Origin of the sequence: Dokdonella sp., assembly GCF_044227025.1 — a bacterium.
In the GTDB taxonomy this organism is placed as follows: Bacteria; Pseudomonadota; Gammaproteobacteria; order Xanthomonadales; family Rhodanobacteraceae; genus Dokdonella_A.
In genome coordinates this window covers 269,939-289,015 of record NZ_JBGAFX010000002.1, presented here as the reverse complement: position 1 = coordinate 289,015, position 19,077 = coordinate 269,939, and the positions used below count along the sequence as shown (strand labels likewise).

The following is a 19,077-nucleotide window of genomic DNA, read 5'->3' as shown; positions in this document are numbered from 1 at the left end:
ATGTGGAGTGAGCAGAAGATCGTTGCCGACGACGGTGGTCCGAAGTCCTGGTTCGGTTCGTGGGTAACCGTTTCCGACACGATGGCGCTGGTCGGCGCGCGTGCGGCCAGCGTGGATGGACGCGCCAACCAGGGCGCTGTCTACGTCCTGCGCAAGGCCAATGGCAAGTGGAGCCAGGTGCAGAAGCTGGTCGCGAGCGATGGCGCGGCCGGTGACCAGTTCGGCGCTGCCATCGCGTTGCATGGCTCCCTCGCAGTCATCACGGCACCCTTCGCGCGAGTGAACGGACGCACCTGGCAGGGGGCGGCGTACCTGTTCGCGTTGGTTGGCGGCACATGGACGGAACGCCAGAAGCTGGTGAGCGCCAGCGGCATCTCCCTCGACACGCTTGGCACCGCGGTCGCATTCAATGCCTCGACCATATTCATCGGCGCCGGTGGCGCCAACACTGGCGGCCAGATCGTTCCGCGCAAGGTATACACGTTCGAGGCGCCGCTGACCCGCAATGGTCCATGGATCGAAGGCCCGACCCTGCCCTCCCCCGATCCCGTCGACGTGAATGATTCGTTCGGGGCTTCCATCGCGGTCTCCGCCGACGTGGCACTCATCGGTGCGCGTGCATCGACGATCGGGGCGAACATCGGACAAGGCAGGGTCTACGTCTACGAACGATCGCACGGAGCGTGGACCTCGGTGCAGAAGCTGGTCGCGACTGACGGCGGCACGCGCGACAATTTCGGTGTTTCGCTGGCGATCGACGGCACCACCGCGATGATCGGCGCGCCGGGCGTCGTGATCAACGGACAGGTGAGTACCGGGGCCGTGTACTGCTGGGAACGCACGCACGGCGCATGGGCGCAGACGAGCCGGCTCATTGCCGCCGACGGCGCGGCAATCAACCTTTTCGGCGGCTCCGTCAGCCTGTCGGGCAACACGATGCTCGTGGGTGCATATGGCGCGAATGCCTATCGAGGCGCCGCCTATCTGTTCCGGCGCATCGCCGGCAGCTGGAAGCAGGTCGAGAAACTCACGGCGGGCGATGCGGCGCCGGGCAACGTCTTCGGCTACTACACCGCCGTGGATGCGCGAACCGCGTTGGTCGGTTCCTACACCGCCAAGGTCGGCAGCAATGTCCAGCAAGGCGCGGCCTACTTCTACACCGACCCGGCAACTGACACCTGAGTGGATTCGATGCAGCGGTCGAACCATGCGACGCAGGCATCGAGCGCTTCGCAGAGCACCTCGGCATTCGTTCGGACACCGCGCGCCAGCACGTGGAAAGAATGATCAGCGCCATCGAGCTTGTGCAAGCTCGCACGCGGGCCAAGGCGGTCGATCACCGGCAGCAACAGTTCGGGGGCCGCAAGTTTGTCGCGCGTGCCCTGCACGAACAACATCGGCACGCGCACCCGGGACAGGTGCGCCGCGCGCGAATCCGACGGCTTGCCGGCCGGATGCAACGGGAAGCCGAAAAACACGAGCCCGCATACGCCAGGCAGCGGATCGAGCGCCTGCGCCTGCGAGGTCATGCGCCCGCCGAACGACTTGCCGCCGGCGAAGAGCGGCAGGCGCGGCCATCGTCGTGCGGCCTCGGCGACCGCCGCGCGGATGGTCGCGTCCGCGATCATGGGCGTGTCGGGGCGCTTCGAACCGCGTTCCATGTATGGAAACTGGAAGCGCAGCGTGGCAATGCCGCGTTTCGCCAGTCCATCCGAGACGGCCGCCATGAACGGATGCGACATGCCAGCACCGGCGCCGTGGGCGAGTACGCAACAGGCGTGGGCAACATCCGGCACACGCTGCAAACCGGAAACACGATCATTGCCGTCGATCGTGATCGTAATCCGTTCGGTTGTATCCATGCCACCTACCCCGGTGTACGCAGCAGGGTCGCAGCATAATCGGGCGCGGCAGGCTCGTGCATGAAGTACGCGTACGCATCCTTCCACGACGTTGCGCGCAGGCGTTGCGCCCATTGCGCGAGTTCGGTGTCCGAATATTCCTCCAGGCGAAGCCGCACGTAGCCCCATGACGCGGTTTCGACCAGCGGCGGCGGCGCATTGTCCTCGCGCTCGGACAGGCACAGCGCGGCTCCGGCATCCCCCAGTGCGCCGTACACCGCATCGTCGAACCAGCTTTCGTGGCGGAATTCGAACGCGGCAAGATGATCCGGCGGCAGCACCGCGAGGAATTCCCTGAGGCGCGCCACGTCCTTCTTGAGGAACGGCGGCAACTGGAACAGCACCGGGCCGCGCTTGGCACCCAGCGATTCGAGCATGCGATACAGGTGCGCGATCGAATCCGCTGCTGCGTCGGCCTTGAGGCGAGCGTCGTGGCTGATGCGCCGCGACGCCTTGATCGCGAAGCGGAAGTCCGCTGGCGTCGCGGCCGCCCAGTTTTCCAGCACCGCTGCCTTCGGCATCTGGTAGAAGGTATTGTTGATCTCGACCGTGGGCAACCGTTCGGCGTACCAGGCCAGCATCGCGTCCGGTTTCATCTTCTCCGGGTAGAAGGAACCCTTCCACTCCTTGAAGGAATAGCCGCTCGCACCCGCCCACAGTCGCGCACTCATGCCCGGCCCCGTCGAAGACCACCAATGGCGAAACTCGGCGAATATTCCGCGAAGCGTCGCTTCGAAGCCACCCCCGAACCGGCACCCAGCGTGGCGGAGTCGGGTACGGGCCCGTTGCTGTTCGTCGTGCAGCAGCATTCGGCGCGCCAGTTGCACTACGACTTCCGTCTCGAATGCGATGGCGTGCTGCTGTCGTGGGCGGTGCCGAAGGGACCGTCGCTCGACCCGAACGACAAGCGCCTCGCGGTGTTCGTCGAGGACCACCCGTACGACTACGGCTCGTTCGAGGGCGTGATCCCGCCGGGCCAGTACGGCGCCGGCGAAGTGATCGTGTGGGATTGCGGCGTGTACAGCCCGGACGAAGGCGGCACGTCGTTCCACGACCGCGCCGACGCACAGCGCCGCGTGCGCGAAGGACTCGTTTCCGGGAAGCTGAGCATCCAGTTGCGTGGCGAGAAGCTGAAGGGATCGTTCGCGCTCGTGCGCACGAAGGACGCGAAGACCTGGTTGCTGATCAAGCACAAGGATCGCTACGCCGGTCCGCGCGACCTCGACGTGCAGTCGCGGTCCGTGCTTTCCGGCGTCGAAGTTGAGGACCTCAAGGTCATGCCGGTGCAACGCATGCCGGCTTCGCGGCTGGTGCCGGCGGGACCGGCCACGCGCATGCCGGCGAAGGCGTCGCCGATGCTTGCCGATGCGGCGGATGCGCCATTCCGCGACGCCGACTGGTCGTGGGAACCCAAGCTTGATGGTTACCGCGTGCTCGTGGCAATCGACGCGAACGGTGTGCGGCTGCGTTCGCGTCGCGGCATCGATCTAACCGGCGCGTTTCCCGCGCTCGCCGCCGAGCTGGCGCAGCAAGGCCCCGACGGCGTGCTGCTCGACGGCGAGATCGTCGCATTCGGCACGGACGGCAAGCCGTCATTCAATGCCCTGCAGAACCGCGTGCAACTGAAAACGGCGCGCCAACTCGCGGGTGCCGACCGCAACACGCCGGTGGTTCTGTTCTGCTTCGACCTGCTCTGGTTCGCCGGCATCGATGTGCGCGAGATGCCGTACCGCGACCGCCGCCGTTACCTCGCGCAATGCCTGTTGCCCAGCGCGCACGTGCAACTCGTGCACGCGATCGACGATGGTGAAGCACTCATGCAGGCCGCGCTCGCGAGCGGATTCGAGGGCGCAATGGGCAAACGCAAGGACAGCCGCTACCTCGCCGGCCAGCGCTCATCCTCGTGGCTCAAGGTCAAGCCGACGCACTCGACGGATCTCGTAATCGGCGGCTATACGACTGGCAAGGGCGCGCGCGCGACGCTTGGCGCACTGCTCGTTGGTTACTGGGAACACGGCAGGCTGCGCTACGCCTCGCACGTCGGTTCGGGTTTCGACGAGCGTTCGCTCGCTCAGGTGCAGGCGCGCCTCGCTCCACTGCATCGCCGTACCTGTCCGTTCAGCGAGAAACCGGTCGTTAACGGCCCGGTCACTTGGGTCCAACCAGAATCGGTCGCGGAATTGGAGTTCCAGAGCTGGACCGAGGATGGCCATCTGCGCGCGCCGGTCTTCCTCAGGTTGAGAGACGACGTCGACCCGAAGACCGTGCATCGCACCGAACCCTCCCACGCCGCATCGCCGCGCAAGCGGGCTTCCGCCGGTCCGACCGCATACTCCAGGCCTCGCGTTCGTGGCGAGGACGCGAACCCGGCTGGCGCCAATGCAGCGAATGTCGCGGATGTGCTCGAACAGCTCGAAAGCACCCGCAACGGTTTCGAACTCGCGATCGGCAGCGAACGCATCCGCCTGACCCACCTCGACCGTGTCTACTGGCCCGCGGACGACGCGCTCAAGCAACGCGCGCTGACCAAACGCGACCTGCTGCGCTACCTCGCGCAGGTGTCGCCGCTGATGCTGCCGCACCTTGCCGACCGGCCGCTGACGATGATCCGCATGCCGGACGGCATCGGCGGGCAGCGGTTCTTCCAGAAACACTGGGAGCAGGCGCGCCCGGCGTTCACGCGCTCCGTCACGGTGTTCTCCGAACATCGCGACGAACGGCACGACTATCTCCTCTGCAACGATCTCGCCACCCTGCTCTGGCTCGCCCAGTCCGGCACGCTCGAATTCCACGTCTGGCATTCGCGAGCGATGGTCGGCGCCGATTCGCTGTCGAAGTCGACCGACTATTCGAGCTCGCTGGAAGCGCTCGAAGCGTCGGTGCTGAACTACCCCGATTATGTCGTGTTCGACATCGACCCGTACATCTACTCGGGCAAGGAAGCGAAGGGCGCCGAGCCCGAGCTCAACACGATCGCGTTCGAGAAGGGCAAGGAGGTCGCGTTCGCGCTGCGCGAACTGCTCGGGGAAATGAAGCTCGAGCCGATCGTGAAGACCTCCGGCAAGACCGGCTTGCACGTGTTCGTGCCGATCCGGCGCACGCTCGACTTCGATGCCGCGCGCGAGGTGTCCGAACTGGTCAGCCGTCACCTCATGCGGCGGCGTCCGAAGGACATCACGATGGAATGGAGCGTGCAGAAGCGCACCGGCAGGATCTTCATGGACCACAACATGAACGTGCGCGGCAAGACCCTCAATGTCGCCTATTCGCCGCGGGGCGTAGCCGGTGCGCCGATGTCCATGCCACTCGGCTGGGACGAGCTGCAACGCGCCCATCCCCTCGACTTCACCCTAACAAGTGTGGTAAAGACGTTGATTCAAAAGGGAGATCGCTGGCGCAACGTGCTCGAACGCAAGCAGGATCTGGAGCGCGCGCTGGGATCGACCAAGGTTTGACGCTGTTTTCCCCGATGGGACAAGCGGCGTACACGCGGAGAATCCGGAGACCATCATGGCTGCCCGTTCCATCGCGTCACTGAGCATTTCCTTCGGCCTCGTGTCGATCCCGGTGAAGCTGTACACCGCGACCGAATCGAGCCAGAAGATTTCGTTCAACATGCTGCACAAGGGCTGCGGCTCTCGCCTGAAGCAGCAGATGATCTGCGCGCTCGAAGGCGTGCCGGTTGCGCGCGAGGACACGGTCAAGGGCTACGAGTTCGCCAAGGACCAGTACGTCGAATTCACTCCGGACGAACTCAAGGCGCTCGAGGAAGCCGGCACCCATGCGGCCGACATCTCCGAGTTCGTCCCGATCTCCGCAGTCGACCCGGTCTACTTCGACAAGGCCTATTACCTCGCGCCCGACAAGGGCGGCACCAAACCCTACGCGTTGTTCGCGAAGGCGCTGCGCACATCCAAGCGCTGCGCGATCGGCCGCTGGGCGACGCGCGGCAAGCAGTACATCGTAATGATCCGCCCGATCGAGGACGGCCTCGTCATGCAGCAGTTGCTGTATGCCAGCGAGGTCCGTTCGATCAACGACATCGACATCGCCACGACCGACGTCAAGGATGCCGAACTCAAACTCGCTCAGCAGCTCATCGACCAGCAGAGTTCCAGCACCTGGGACCCGCGCGAGTACAAGGATGAGGTCAGCGAGCGCATCGAGGCGGCGATCCAGAAGAAGGTCGACGGCCATCAGATCACCCTCGCCGAAGAACCCGAGCACGGCGGCGCGCAGATCATCGACCTCATGGAAGCGTTGCGCGCGAGCCTCGAAAAGAAGGGCGCACCGAAGGGCGGTGGTACGGCGACCAGGGCGGACGAGAAGCCTGCGCGAAAACCGGCAAAACGCGCGGCGCCCGTGGAACCGGCCGCCGAACCGGCCCGGCGCAAGGCGACGCGCAAGGCGAAGTAGGCAGCGATGCATTCGTACGGCGTCCGTGACGTCGAAAGACTGCTCCGCCTGCCCTACAGCACGATCCGTGCGCTGGTCGGCGCCGGCTTCGTGACACCGACGCGCGGTGTGCGCAACGCGTGGCAGTTCTCGTTCCAGGACCTCATCGTGCTGCGCACTGCGCAGGCACTCGCGGCCGCGCACATCCCGCAACGGCGCATCCTGCGCGCGCTGCGGGACCTGCGCGCGCGCCTGCCCGACCAGATGCCTCTGTCCGGCCTCAGCATCGGCGCACTCGCCGACCAGGTCATCGTGCGCGAAGGCGGTACCCGCTGGCAGGCAGAAACGGGGCAATACCTGCTCGCATTCGAGGGCGATCCCGCCGCGGGCGCATTGCGCGTGATCGAACCGCAACCGGCGCCGACACCGGAAACCGGCACCGCACTCGAAGGCAGCGTGCTGGAGCACCAAGACAGCGCCGCGGCGCTGCGCGCCTACGATGCCGCAATCGCCGTTGATCCCGCGCGCATCGACGCCCGCGTGAACAAGGGCCGTCTCCTGCACGAACTCGGCCGCCTCGACGAAGCCGCGCAAACCTACGCCGACGCGATCCGCTCCGGCGGGCACGATGCCCTGCTGTTCTACAACCTCGGGGTGCTGCTCGATGATCGCGATCAGAAACGCGAGGCGATGCAGGCCTATGAAGCCGCGCTGGCCGAGGACCCGCAGCTCGCCGACGCGCACTACAACCTCGCCCTCTTGTGCGAAGCGCTCGACCAGCCGCGCGAGGCGATTCGCCACATGGCACGCTACCGCCGCCTCGTCCAGGGCGAGTAGAAGCGGCCTGCCTACAGCCGGATTCGATGCAGGCGCAACGCGTTGGAGATGACCGAGACCGAACTGAGGCTCATCGCGGCCGCCGCAACGACCGGGCTCAGCAGCCAACCGAACGCGGGATACAGCAAGCCCGCGGCGATCGGGACGCCGAGGCTGTTGTAGAGGAAGGCGAACCCGAGGTTCTGGTGGATGTTGCGCACGCTGGCCTGCGACAGCCGTCGCGCGCGCAGGATGCCGGCAAGCTCGCCTTTCACGAGCGTGACCTGCGCGCTTTCCATCGCGATGTCGGTGCCATTGCCCATCGCGATGCCGACGTCGGCGGCGGCCAGCGCCGGCGCATCGTTGATGCCATCCCCGGCCATCGCGACGTGTCCGCCTGCCCGCTGCGCGTCCACGATCCATGCCGCCTTGGTCTCGGGCGTCTGTACCGCGTGGACTTCGTCCAGACCGATTGCGCGTGTCACGGCGCGCGCGGTCGCCTCGCTGTCGCCGGTGAGCATGACGACCCGCAGGCCTTGGGCGCGCAGGGACGCAAGCGTGTCCCTCGCGCCGGCCTTGAGCGGATCCTGCATCGCGATGAAACCCGCCAGGCGCTCCTGCAGCGCGAGGAACATGATCGTCTTCGCGTCGGCGCGCAGCGCCTCGGCATGTGCGGCAAGCGCTGCCGTATCGGCGTTCGCTGCATGCATCAGCGCCTCGTTGCCCAGGGCGACCTGCTCGCCGTCGATCTCGCCACGCACGCCCTGCCCCGTGATGGCCGCGAAAGCCCGCACCGGGCGCGCAACGATCGAGCGCGCCTTTGCGCCTTCGATCACCGCGTGTGCGAGCGGATGTTCGCTGGCCGCTTCGAGGCTGGCGGCGAGCTGCAGCACACGCGATTCGTCAAACCCCGGCGTTCCGACGACGTCGGTCAGCTTCGGCTTTCCTTCCGTGAGCGTGCCCGTCTTGTCGACGACCAGCGTATCGACCCGCGCGAGCCGCTCGATCGCGGCTGCGTCACGGAACAACACGCCCGATTCGGCGCCACGACCGCTCGCCACCATGATCGAAATCGGGGTGGCCAGGCCCAGCGCGCACGGGCACGCGATGATCAGCACCGCAACCGCATTGACGATCGCAAACGACAGCCGCGGCTCCGGTCCGAACAGCCACCAGCCGAAGAAGGTGAGCACCGAAATCAGCACGACGGCCGGCACGAAATACACCGATACACGGTCCGCCAGGCGCTGCAGCGGCGCCTTCGAGCGCTGCGCGCGCGCCACAAGCTCGACGATGCGAGCAAGCACCGTGTCGCGACCGACACGATCCGCACGCAGCTGCAACGAGCCCGTGCCGTTGATCGTTCCGCCGGTCACGCGATCACCGGCGACCTTCTCCACCGGAATCGGCTCGCCGCTGAGCATCGATTCGTCGACGCTGCTGCGACCATCGACGACTTCGCCATCGACCGGCACCTTCTCGCCCGGTCGTACGCGCAGCAGATCGCCGATCCGGACGGTCTCCAGCGGCACATCATGCTCGCTGCCATCCGCTTCGATGCGCCGCGCCTGCTTGGGGGCGAGGTCGAGCAGACGACGGATTGCCGCCGAGGTCTTGCCGCGCGCGCGCAGTTCAAGCCACTCGCCGAGCAGCACGAGGGCTATGATGACGCCCGCCGCTTCGAAATACACACCCACCATGCCGTGGTCCTGCTTCATCGGCTCGGGAAACAGCGACGGCGCGAACGTCGCCACCACGCTGTAGGCGAACGCCACCAGCACGCCGAGCCCGATCAGCGTGTACATGTTCGGCGAGCGGTGCACCACGCCAAGCCAGCCACGACGGTAGTAGTCGAGTCCCGCCCACAGGACGAGCGGTGCCGAAAGCAGAAGCTCGGCCCAGCGCAACGTGCGTGACGTGGTCTCGCTGACGTGGATTCCGAACAGGTGCGGCCCCATCGCGATGACCAGCAGGGGCAATGCCAGTGCCGCCGAAATCCCGAAGCGGCGGCGGACAGCCAGCAGCTCGCTGTCGTCTTGTTCGGCGCTGGGCATCATCGGTTCCAGGGCCATGCCGCACTTGGGGCAAGTGCCCGGGCCGACCTGCTGGACCTCCGGGTGCATCGGGCAGGTGTACAGCGTGCCTTGCGGCACCGGCGCCGCGGCCGCCGGATCGGAAAGATGACGCGTGGGTTCCGCCAGGAACTCCTCGCGACAATGCGCCGAGCAGAAGTACCAGGTGCGCCCCCGGTATTCGGCGCGATGCTGCGCGGTATGCGGATCCACGCTCATGCCGCACACGGGGTCCCTGACGCTGTCGGCGACCTGCGCCTCATCGTGCCTGGCGCAACAACTGCCGGTTTTGGCGGCGGCGGGAACCGGCGATGATGAATCGTGATGGTCGTGGTGATTCATGTCGTGGTCTCCTCGCCGAGGGCCGCGAGAATCGGACACCGATCCAGCGAGCCATGTCCCGGACATGCTGCAACGAGATGCTTCAGGCCGCGCCGTACCCGTTGCAGCTCGCGAATGCGCTGGTCGACTTCCGCCAACCGGATTTCCGCGCGCGCCTTGACCCCGCGTACGCCGCGCTTCCGGTCGGTGGAGAGTGCAAGCAACTCGCGGATTTCCGCCAGCGTGAAGCCGAGATCCTTCGCACGCCGGATGAAGCGCAGGCGCGCCACGTCGTCATCGCCGTACTCGCGGTAACCGGACAGGCGACGTTGCGCTTGCGGCAGAAGCCGGTTGCGTTCGTAGTAGCGCACGGTATCGATGCCGACGCCCGCGCGGCGCGCCACCTGCCCGATGGTGAAGTTCTGCATGTCCGCGCTCCAGGCAGCGAAGGCCGTCAGTCTAGACCCTGGACCATGGTCCAGAGTCAAGCGTCTGATGCGGAGAGCCGTCCCCCAGCCCGCGCCGCTACTGCGACAGTTTCGAATGTCGCTCGCGCTCGTCGGTCGACGAGGTCGCGCACAGGCGTTCGACCTGTTCCAGGTCGATCGGCTTGACGAAGTGGAAATCGAAACCGGCATCGCTGGAACGTGCGCGATCGGCGGGCTGGCCCCAGCCCGTCAACGCCACCAGCCGGATGTGGCTTCCGTGGCGCGCACGGATCATCCGCGCCAGCTCGAGGCCATCCAGTTTCGGCATGCCGATGTCGACGAAGGCGATGTCCGGCGCGAACGCATCGATGACGTCGAGAGCGAGCAACGGGTCGTACACCGTCCTCACGTCATGGCCGAGCATCCGCACGGTCAACGCAAGCATGTCGGCGGCGTCGCGGTTGTCGTCGATGACCGCAACGTGGCGGCGAACCGACACGCTCGGGCCCTCCGCAATCGACGTCCCGGCGGGCGCCACCAGCGTTCTCGGCAACTCGACGACGAAGCGCGAACCATGTCCGAGCCCCTCGCTGTGCGCGGTGACGCTGCCGCCATGCATTTCGACCAGACGTTTCACCAGCGTCAAGCCGATCCCGAGGCCACCCTGCGCGTGCTCACGCGACGCATCGACCTGCACGAACAGATCGAACACCGAATCCAGCTCGGTGGGGCAAATGCCGATGCCATTGTCGCTGACCGACACGATCACGCGATCATCCATGGCTACGCTCGACAGGCCAATCGTGCCGCCAGGGCGGGTGTACTTGCTGGCATTGTTGAGCAGATTGCCGAATACCTGGATGAGGCGCTGCGGATCGCCGTGTACATCGATCGCCGTCGCCGCAATGTCCAGTTCCAGCGTCTGCTGTCGTTGTTCGATGGCAGGCGAGATCATCTCGCGCGCGGCGGCGAGAATCGTCGCGAGGTCGACGTGCTCGCGCTTGAGCTCGATGCGGTCGTAGGTGATGCGTGAGACGTCCAGCAGGTCGTCGACCAGGCGTACGAGCTGCTTGAGCTGTCGCTCGATCACGTCGAGCGTATGCGCGGTCGCTTCAGGCTGCAGACGCGCATCGCGCAGCACCGAAACCGCACTGCGGATCGGCGCAAGAGGATTTCGAAGTTCGTGCGCGAGCGTGGCGAGGAACTCGTCCTTGCGTCGATCCAGCGCGCGCAGGTTTTCCGCGAGCTGTGACGCGACGCCCTCGGCGCGACGCCGTTCGGCGACTTCGATCTCCAGGGCCGCGTTCGTCGACGACAGCTTGGCATTCGCCGTCGCAAGCGTTTCCGACAGCGCCTGGAACTCGCGTGCGCGTTCGGTCTGCAACGCGAGGTTCGCCTGCGCAAGGCTCTCGTTCTCTCCCGCCAGGCTGAGATTGAGCGCGCTCAACTCGAGTCGCTTCCGATACAGCTCCACCAGCACGGCTACCTTGCTGCGCAGGATGTCCGGCACCAACGGGATCTGCACGTAATCGATCGCACCGAGCCGGTAACCCTGCAGACGATCGAGCTCGCTGACATGCACACCGGTAACGAAGATGATCGGTGTCTTCTCGAAGCGCGGATGCGCATGGATGAGATTCGCGGTCTCGAATCCGTCCATGCCCGGCATGCTCACGTCAAGCAGGATGACTGCATACTCGTCGGTCATGAGGTGCCGCAGCGCTTCCTCGCCGGACTGTGCCGTCACGAGTTCCTCGCCGAGCGACGCGAGGATCGCCTCGTACGTGAGCAGCCTCGACGGCTGGTCGTCGACGAGGAGGATTCTTGCCTTCTTGTCTGCCATGCTCATGCCGCAGGATCAGCGATGCAGCCACTGGCGCAACACCGACAACAGCTGATCGGTGTTGACGGGCTTGGCCAGGTAATCCGACGCGCCAGCCTCGAGGCACTTTTCGCGATCGCCCTTCATCGCCTTCGCGGTCAGCGCCACGATCGGCAGCGAACGGAAGCGCGGATCCTTGCGGATCGCGCGCGTCGTCTCGTAGCCGTCCATGACAGGCATCATGATGTCCATGAGGATCAGTGCGACGTCTGGTGTTTCCTGCAACAAGTCGATCGCCTCCTGCCCGGTATTTGCGGTCACCACCTGCATGCCGTGCCGTTCGAGCACGCTCGACAACGCGAAGATGTTCCGCACGTCGTCGTCGACGACGAGCGCGCGCTTGCCCACCAGCACCTCGTCGGTGTCGTGCAGGCTCTCCAGCATGCGCCGCTTCGAGGCCGGCAGGTCCGCGATCACGCGATGCAGGAACAATGCGGTCTCGTCGAGCAGCCTTTCCGGCGACTGCACGCCCTTGATCACGACGCTCTTCGCCACCCGCTTGAGCATCACGCTCTCGCGATCGTCCAGTTCCTTCCCGGTGAACACGACTACGGGCACGTCGCACAACTCGGCATCTGCGTGCAGTTCGTTGAGAAGATCGAAACCCGAGACGTCGGGCAGCCGCAAATCCAGCACGACGCAATCGAAGCGTGCCGCGCGCATGCTGGCGAGTGCCGCCGCGCCGCTCGCCACGCTCGTGATGTCCACGTCGGTGTGCGCGATCAACTCGACGATGCTCATGCGTTCGGCGTCGTTGTCCTCGACCACGAGCAGCTTCTTCGGTCGCGGCGCGACGAAATCCTTGATTCGCGCAAGCGCTGAATTCAGGCCCTCTGTCGTTACCGGCTTGTTGATGAACGAGAATGCCCCTCGCTCCAGACCTTGCTGGCGCTCGTCCTCGATGGTGACGACCTGCACCGGGATGTGCCGCGTCGCGGAATCCTGCTTGAGGCGACTCAGCACGGTCCAGCCCAGCACGTCGGGCAGGAAGATGTCGAGCGAGATTGCTGTCGGCTGGTATTTGCGCGCGAGTGCAATCGCCTCGATCCCGCGCATCGCGACTATGCCCTTGAACCCATGTTCCCGCGCGAGATCGAGCATGACCTTGGCGTAGTGCGGATCGTCCTCGACGATCAGCAGGACGGCGTCGCCGGGCTCGATCGATTCCCGGTCATCGGCTACCTCTTCGGCGCGGGCGACCGGAAGCTGCGGCGACGAACTCGCCACGGTTCCCATCGCGCTGTCGCCGGCGACGTTACCCATGTAGCGCAACGGTACATACAGCGTGAAGGTGCTGCCCTCCCCGACCGTGCTGCGCAACTGGATTTCCCCACCAAGCAGACTCGCGAGTTCGCGGCTGATCGCAAGACCGAGACCAGTGCCTCCGTATTTGCGCGAGGTGCCCGCATCGGCCTGCTGGAACGCCTCGAAAATGATGCGCTGCTTCTCCACCGGAATGCCGATGCCGGAATCGCGCACCGTGAACGACACGACGATCGGGGCGCGGCTCAGGACCGGATGATCCGCTGACCAGCCGGATTCGGCCGCCTTGACCTCGAACGTCACCGTGCCGCGCTCGGTGAACTTGAAGGCGTTCGAGAGCAGGTTCTTGAGCACCTGCAGCAGCCGCTTGGGATCGGTCAGGATGGCATCGCCGAGGGTCGGATCGATGTTCGTGACGAAACGCAACTTGCGCCGCTCCGCCTCGTGGGCGAAATTCCGCTCCACCATGTCGCGCAGGTGGGAGAACGCAATCTCCTCTGCTTCGACGGTGACGGTGCCGGATTCGATCTTCGACAGGTTGAGGATGTCGCTGATCAGGTTGAGCAGATCGGTGCCGGCGCCGTGGATCGTGCGCGCGAACTCGATCTGTCTCCCGCTCAGGTTGCCTTCGATGTTGTCGGCCAGTTGCTGTCCCAGGATCAGGATGCTGTTCAGTGGCGTCCGCAGCTCATGCGACATGTTGGCCAGGAACTCCGACTTGTAGCGCGAAGCCAGCGCGAGCTCCGCGGCTTTTTCCTCCAGCGCGCGCCGGGCCTGCTCGATTTCGCGGTTCTTGCGCTCGACCTCCGCGTTCTGCTGCGCCAGCAGCTTGGCCTTGAGGCCGAGCTCGTCGTTCGTCTGCTGCAACTCCTTCTGTTGCGTCTGCAACTCGACAGCGAGCTGTTGCGACTGCGAAAGCAGGCCTTCCGTGCGCATCGTCGCCTCGATGGTATTGAGCACGATGCCGATGCTGCCGGTCAGCTGTTCGAGGAACGCCAGATGCGACGGCGTGAACTGGCCGAGACTGGCGAGCTCGATCACCGCCTTGACCTGGTCCTCGAACAGCACCGGGATGACGATCACGCTGCGCGGCGCTGCTTCCAGCAGCCCCGAGGCGACCCGGATGCGCTCGTCGGGAATGTCGGTCAACAACATGCTGCGACGCAGCTGGGCGGTTTGCCCGACCAGGCCCTGCCCCTTCAGAAAACGCCGTGGCGCGCCTTGTGGCGCGTCATCGGCGTAGCCGTATATCTGCTCCAGGCAGAGTTCGTCGCCCTCGCCACGCATCACGTACATCACGCCCTGATGTGCTCCGACCAGCGGCGCCAGTTCGGACAGCAGCATGCGCGCGACTTCCAGCAGGTCGCGCTGGCCCTGCATCATTCCGTTGAAGCGCGCGAGGTTCGTCTTCAGCCAGTCCTGCTCGGTATTGCGCTCGGTCGTCGCGCGCAGATTGCCGATCATCGCGTTGATGTTGTCCTTGAGTTCCGCCACTTCGCCGCGTGCGTCAACCTGGATCGAGCGCGTCAGGTTGCCTTGCGTCACCGACGTGGCGACCTCTGCGATTGCACGCACCTGATTGGTCAGGTTCTCGGCGAGCAGGTTCACGTTGGCGGTCAGGTCCTTCCAGGTTCCCGCCGTTCCGGGCACGTAGGCCTGGCCTCCGAGACGCCCTTCGACGCCGACCTCGCGCGCGACGGTGGTCACCTGTTCGGCGAAGATCGCCAGCGTCTCGGTCATGCCGTTGATCGTTTCGGCGAGCGCAGCCACTTCGCCCTTTGCCTCGACCGTCAGCTTCTGGCGCAGATCGCCATTGGCGACGGCGGTGACGACCTTGACGATGCCGCGCACCTGGTCGGTGAGGTTCGCCGCCATCACGTTGACGTTGTCGGTCAGGTCCTTCCACGTTCCAGCGACGCCGGGCACGATCGCCTGGCCGCCCAGCTTGCCCTCGGTGCCGACCTCGCGCGCGACGCGGGTGACTTCCGCCGCGAAACCGTTGAGCTGGTCGACCATCGTGTTGAGCGTGTTCTTCAGCTCGAGGATCTCGCCTTGCGCGTTCACCGCGATCTTGCGCGAAAGGTCGCCCCGCGCAACCGCGGTCGCCACCTCGGCGATGTTGCGTACCTGCGTCGTCAGGTTCGATGCCATCGAGTTGACGTTGTCAGTCAGGTCCTTCCAGGTACCGGCGACGCCGGGTACGGTCGCCTGACCGCCAAGGTTGCCCTCGGTGCCGACTTCGCGCGCGACGCGCGTGACCTCCGCGGCAAATCCGTTGAGCTGGTCGACCATCGTGTTGATGGTGTTCTTGAGCTCCAGAATTTCGCCACGCACATCGACTGCAATCTTGCGCGAAAGGTCACCGCGCGCGACCGCGGTGGTCACCTCGGCGATGTTACGCACCTGCGTGGTGAGGTTGGACGCCATGGAATTGACGTTGTCGGTGAGGTCCTTCCAGACGCCGGATACTCCCTCCACCTGGGCCTGACCGCCGAGATTGCCCTCGGTGCCGACCTCGCGCGCCACGCGCGTGACCTCCGCGGCGAATCCGTTGAGCTGGTCGACCATGGTGTTCATGGTGTTCTTCAGCTCGAGGATCTCGCCCTTGACGTCGACGACGATCTTGCGGGACAGGTCACCGAGCGCGACCGCGGTGGTCACCTCGGCAATGTTGCGCACCTGCACGGTCAGGTTCGTGGCCATCGCATTGACCGAGTCGGTCAGGTCCTTCCAGGTGCCGGCGACGCCCGGCACGGTTGCCTGACCGCCCAGCTTGCCTTCGGTGCCGACTTCGCGCGCCACGCGCGTGACCTCCGCGGCAAAACCGTTGAGCTGATCGACCATCGTGTTGATGGTGTCCTTCAGCTCGAGGATCTCGCCACGGACATCCACGGTGATCTTGCGTGAAAGATCGCCGCGAGCGACCGCGGTGGTCACCTCGGCGATGTTGCGAACCTGCGCGGTCAGGTTCGACGCCATCGAATTGACGTTGTCGGTGAGGTCCTTCCACGTGCCGGCGACCCCCGGAACCTGCGCCTGGCCGCCGAGCTTGCCTTCGGTACCTACCTCGCGCGCGACGCGCGTTACTTCCGATGCGAACGAGCGCAGCTGCTCAATCATCGTGTTCAGCGTTTGCTTGAGATCGAGGATCTCGCCGCGCACGTCGACGGTGATCTTGCGCGACAGGTCACCGTTCGCGATCGCAGTCGCGACCTCGACAATGTTGCGCACCTGGCCAGTCAGGTTCGAGGCCATGGAGTTGACGTTGTCGGTCAGGTCCTTCCAGGTGCCAGCGACGCCTGGGACTGCAGCCTGGCCGCCGAGCTTGCCTTCGGTGCCAACCTCGCGCGCGACGCGCGTCACCTCCGACGCGAAGCCGCGCAACTGGTCGACCATCGTGTTGATGGTGTCCTTCAACTCGAGGATCTCGCCCTTGACGTCGACCGTGATCTTGCGGGAGAGGTCGCCGCGCGCGACTGCAGTGGTCACTTCGGCGATGTTGCGCACCTGCGAGGTGAGGTTGGTCGCCATCGCGTTGACCGAGTCGGTCAGGTCCTTCCACGTGCCCGCGACACCGGGCACGATCGCCTGACCGCCGAGCTTGCCATCGGTACCGACCTCGCGCGCGACACGCGTCACTTCCGAGGCGAACCCGCGCAGCTGGTCGACCATCGTGTTGATCGCTTCCTTGAGCTGCAGGATCTCGCCGCGCACGTCGACGGTGATCTTGCGCGACAGGTCACCGCTCGCGACCGCGATCGTTACTTCGGAGATGTTGCGCACCTGTGCGGTCAGGTTCGACGCCATCTGGTTCACCGAGTCGGTGAGATCCTTCCACACGCCGTAAACGCCCTTTACCTGCGCCTGGCCGCCGAGGCGGCCGGCGGTGCCGACTTCGATCGCAACGCGCGTGACCTCCGAGCTGAACACGCTCAGTTGCTCGATCATCTTGTTCACGATCTGCGCCGAGCGCAGGAATTCCCCCCGCAACGGGCGACCATCGACCTGCAGGTCAATGACGCGCGTGAGATCCCCGCGCGCGACCGCGGAGATCGCGAGCGTCATGCGGTCGGTCGGCCAGAGCAGGTCGTCGATGAGGGTATTGACCGATCCCTCCATCGCACGCCATGCGCCGCGTCGGCTCGCGCCGACCAGACGCTCACTGGTCTTGCCGCGCTTGCCGACGACATCGCCGACGCGCTCGAGCTCGTCGGCAAGCCTGCGGTTGTTGAACACGATCTCGTTCAGTGTGTCGGCGAGCTTGCCGGCCGTGCCCGACCAGTCGCCCGGCATGGTCACGCTGAAGTCGCCGTCGCGCACTGCCTGCATGACGCGCAGCAGTTCGCGCAGGATCTTGTCGCTCGCTTCCGCTGGCGGCGCCGACGCAGACGGCCTCGTTGGCGGCGGCGACATTCCTGCAGGTTTCGCCTTCGAGCGTGTTGCCGTCGCCGATCCCGAGTCCACGACCCTGCGTCGCGTCGCCATTGCCTGTTCTCCGTTCTCGCCGAGGCAAGCTCGACCGAACACGGCGCACATTCGGGCGCCGCCCCTGTCCACCGCACGCACCCGGCGCGATGTCGTCACCACCCTCGCGCCACCCGTCGCGATTGCCGCGCGCGGGATGGCTCGATGTGATGGCGCAAGCGTACACATTCGCGGCGTTCGCGGCATCGCGCAAATATTTTCACGGTGTGGATAAAATTTTCCCGCCGGTTGTGCCATGCACGCGACCCTGTGGACATTTCGTTTGATCCGCAGCGCTATCGCACCAGCGTGTTTTGCGCGCGCTTGCCGACTCGTCGGAAGGCCGCGCCTGGATACGGAGCGCTGGCACGGGCCGTGCTAAGGATCAGTCAGGGGCCACCCACTCCACCCAGCTTGGCTGTATCCACGCTTCAATCATCCGAGGTTCCTGCCAACCCTCCCACCCAAGATGCCCGGGTCCTGTCTCCAGCGCAGCACCCCGCATATCAGGCCTCGGATTTTCGGACTGCCTCGGGGCAGTCCTTTTTTTTTCGAGGGGAGCCGGGTGCTGTGAACGCGAGCGCGGCATGCGGCACTGGAAGTCGCGTACAAGGGAGGTGGTCGATCCGGTTTGCAACGCACACTTGTTGCATGCGGGCGGTTCGCCACCGCTTTTCCATCGAGGAGTACACCGGGGGCCGCAAGCGGCGTCGCCACGCCGCTCACGAAGGGCGCGGGGCTTCCAGGAAATCCAGGGGCATCGCCAGCTGCGCATTGGCCAGTTGCAACCATTCGAGCCCGCTGACGAGCCGAAACGCGCCGATGTCGCCGTCCCTGGAGGAATGCTCGAGCGAAGCAATCAACGCCTGCGTGATGCGTACGGCGCGACGCTCACCAACGGTGAAGTCGACCGCGATGTCGAACCAGCGGCGTCCGGCGGGCGACTCCCAGGTGGGAACAATCCGGTAGATGTCGGCCGGTTCCGACATGATGGCCAGCGCGTACAGCGTCGAAGCGGCATTGTCCACTTCGAAAGTCGCGACGGTCTGCCACCTGCCGGTCGGATTGATTGGAATGGTCATGCTTGGCCTCGCGTCAATCGAGTATCCAGTCCTTCTTGCGCGCGTCCCGCAGGCACTTGAGATCCTCGACAAGCGATTCGAAAGGTTGTCCGAGGCGGAATGTGCCGGCAATCCAGTGCAGCGGGATGTCGGTCGCTGCCTCCGGAGACTCCGCATAGATCTTTCCGTCGTCCGCCGCGTAGACAAGGCGATCGCCCTCGATCAACAGCGCGTGCACACCCGCGGCGAGAATGCTCAGTTCGCCTGAAAGGGCGCCGATGGGACGGGGTCGGGAGCGATTCGGCATGACGATGTCCATGGCGGTCGGAATTGATTCACTGTCCTGAATGCGAGAGGTGTGCCAGCCATTCAGGTTAGGAATTCCCCGCGCAAGCAGGCCATTTGGCACCGATTGGCGAGGAAGTTTTTCCCACTCGGCGAAATGTTTGCGCACGCTGCAACAGCGCTTCCGCG

Annotated in this window: 12 protein-coding genes; 4 read left to right on the top strand and 8 right to left on the bottom strand. The window is 65.4% G+C overall.

Annotation, left to right across the window (positions count from 1 at the left end; translation table 11 throughout):
- The gene (locus ACILRJ_RS05570; RefSeq protein WP_395681221.1) at window positions 1–1,182 is read left to right on the top strand and encodes an FG-GAP repeat protein; all 1,182 of its coding nucleotides are present in this window, start codon (window positions 1–3) and stop codon (window positions 1,180–1,182) included.
- Here the strand turns inward: ACILRJ_RS05570 and ACILRJ_RS05565 are convergent.
- Entirely contained in the window at window positions 1,155–1,862 is a 708-nt protein-coding gene (locus ACILRJ_RS05565) for an alpha/beta family hydrolase (protein WP_395681219.1), read from the bottom strand. The two genes, ACILRJ_RS05570 and ACILRJ_RS05565, sit on opposite strands and share 28 nt — an antisense overlap.
- A 5-nt stretch (window positions 1,863–1,867) precedes the next feature.
- Window positions 1,868–2,572, bottom strand: coding sequence for a DUF72 domain-containing protein (locus ACILRJ_RS05560; RefSeq protein ID WP_395681217.1), 705 nt, complete (start codon window positions 2,570–2,572; stop codon window positions 1,868–1,870).
- Between the two features lie 24 nt (window positions 2,573–2,596).
- Here ACILRJ_RS05560 and ligD point away from each other — a divergent pair, with 24 nt between their 5' ends.
- Genes ligD through ACILRJ_RS05545 form a run of 3 tightly spaced genes read left to right on the top strand, consistent with a single transcriptional unit; the run spans window position 2,597 to window position 7,133 of the window.
- The gene (gene ligD, locus ACILRJ_RS05555) at window positions 2,597–5,356 is read left to right on the top strand and encodes a non-homologous end-joining DNA ligase (protein WP_395681215.1); all 2,760 of its coding nucleotides are present in this window, start codon (window positions 2,597–2,599) and stop codon (window positions 5,354–5,356) included.
- Window positions 5,357–5,411: 55 nt separating this feature from the next.
- The gene (locus ACILRJ_RS05550) at window positions 5,412–6,317 is read left to right on the top strand and encodes a Ku protein (protein WP_395681213.1); all 906 of its coding nucleotides are present in this window, start codon (window positions 5,412–5,414) and stop codon (window positions 6,315–6,317) included.
- Window positions 6,318–6,323: 6 nt separating this feature from the next.
- Window positions 6,324–7,133 (top strand): tetratricopeptide repeat protein, encoded by an 810-nt coding sequence (locus tag ACILRJ_RS05545; protein WP_395681211.1) that lies wholly within the window; start codon window positions 6,324–6,326, stop codon window positions 7,131–7,133.
- Window positions 7,134–7,144: 11 nt separating this feature from the next.
- Here ACILRJ_RS05545 and ACILRJ_RS05540 read toward each other — a convergent pair whose 3' ends face one another.
- From ACILRJ_RS05540 to ACILRJ_RS05515, 6 genes are all read right to left on the bottom strand, one after another.
- Entirely contained in the window at window positions 7,145–9,526 is a 2,382-nt protein-coding gene (locus ACILRJ_RS05540) for a heavy metal translocating P-type ATPase (protein WP_395681209.1), read from the bottom strand.
- The gene (locus ACILRJ_RS05535; RefSeq protein ID WP_395681207.1) at window positions 9,523–9,933 is read right to left on the bottom strand and encodes a heavy metal-responsive transcriptional regulator; all 411 of its coding nucleotides are present in this window, start codon (window positions 9,931–9,933) and stop codon (window positions 9,523–9,525) included. The genes ACILRJ_RS05540 and ACILRJ_RS05535 overlap by 4 nt, the downstream gene beginning before the upstream one ends.
- A gap of 97 nt (window positions 9,934–10,030) precedes the next feature.
- The gene (locus ACILRJ_RS05530; RefSeq protein ID WP_395681205.1) at window positions 10,031–11,782 is read right to left on the bottom strand and encodes a response regulator; all 1,752 of its coding nucleotides are present in this window, start codon (window positions 11,780–11,782) and stop codon (window positions 10,031–10,033) included.
- 9 nt (window positions 11,783–11,791) lie between these two features.
- Window positions 11,792–17,491, bottom strand: a complete 5,700-nt coding sequence (locus tag ACILRJ_RS05525) for a HAMP domain-containing protein (RefSeq protein ID WP_395681203.1) — start codon at window positions 17,489–17,491, stop codon at window positions 11,792–11,794.
- A gap of 773 nt (window positions 17,492–18,264) precedes the next feature.
- Window positions 18,265–18,570, bottom strand: a complete 306-nt coding sequence (locus ACILRJ_RS05520; RefSeq protein ID WP_395681201.1) for a hypothetical protein — start codon at window positions 18,568–18,570, stop codon at window positions 18,265–18,267.
- 67 nt (window positions 18,571–18,637) lie between these two features.
- Complete coding sequence (locus ACILRJ_RS05515) at window positions 18,638–19,057, bottom strand: hypothetical protein (protein WP_395681199.1); 420 nt, start codon at window positions 19,055–19,057, stop codon at window positions 18,638–18,640.
- Between the last annotated feature and the right edge of the window lie 20 nt (window positions 19,058–19,077).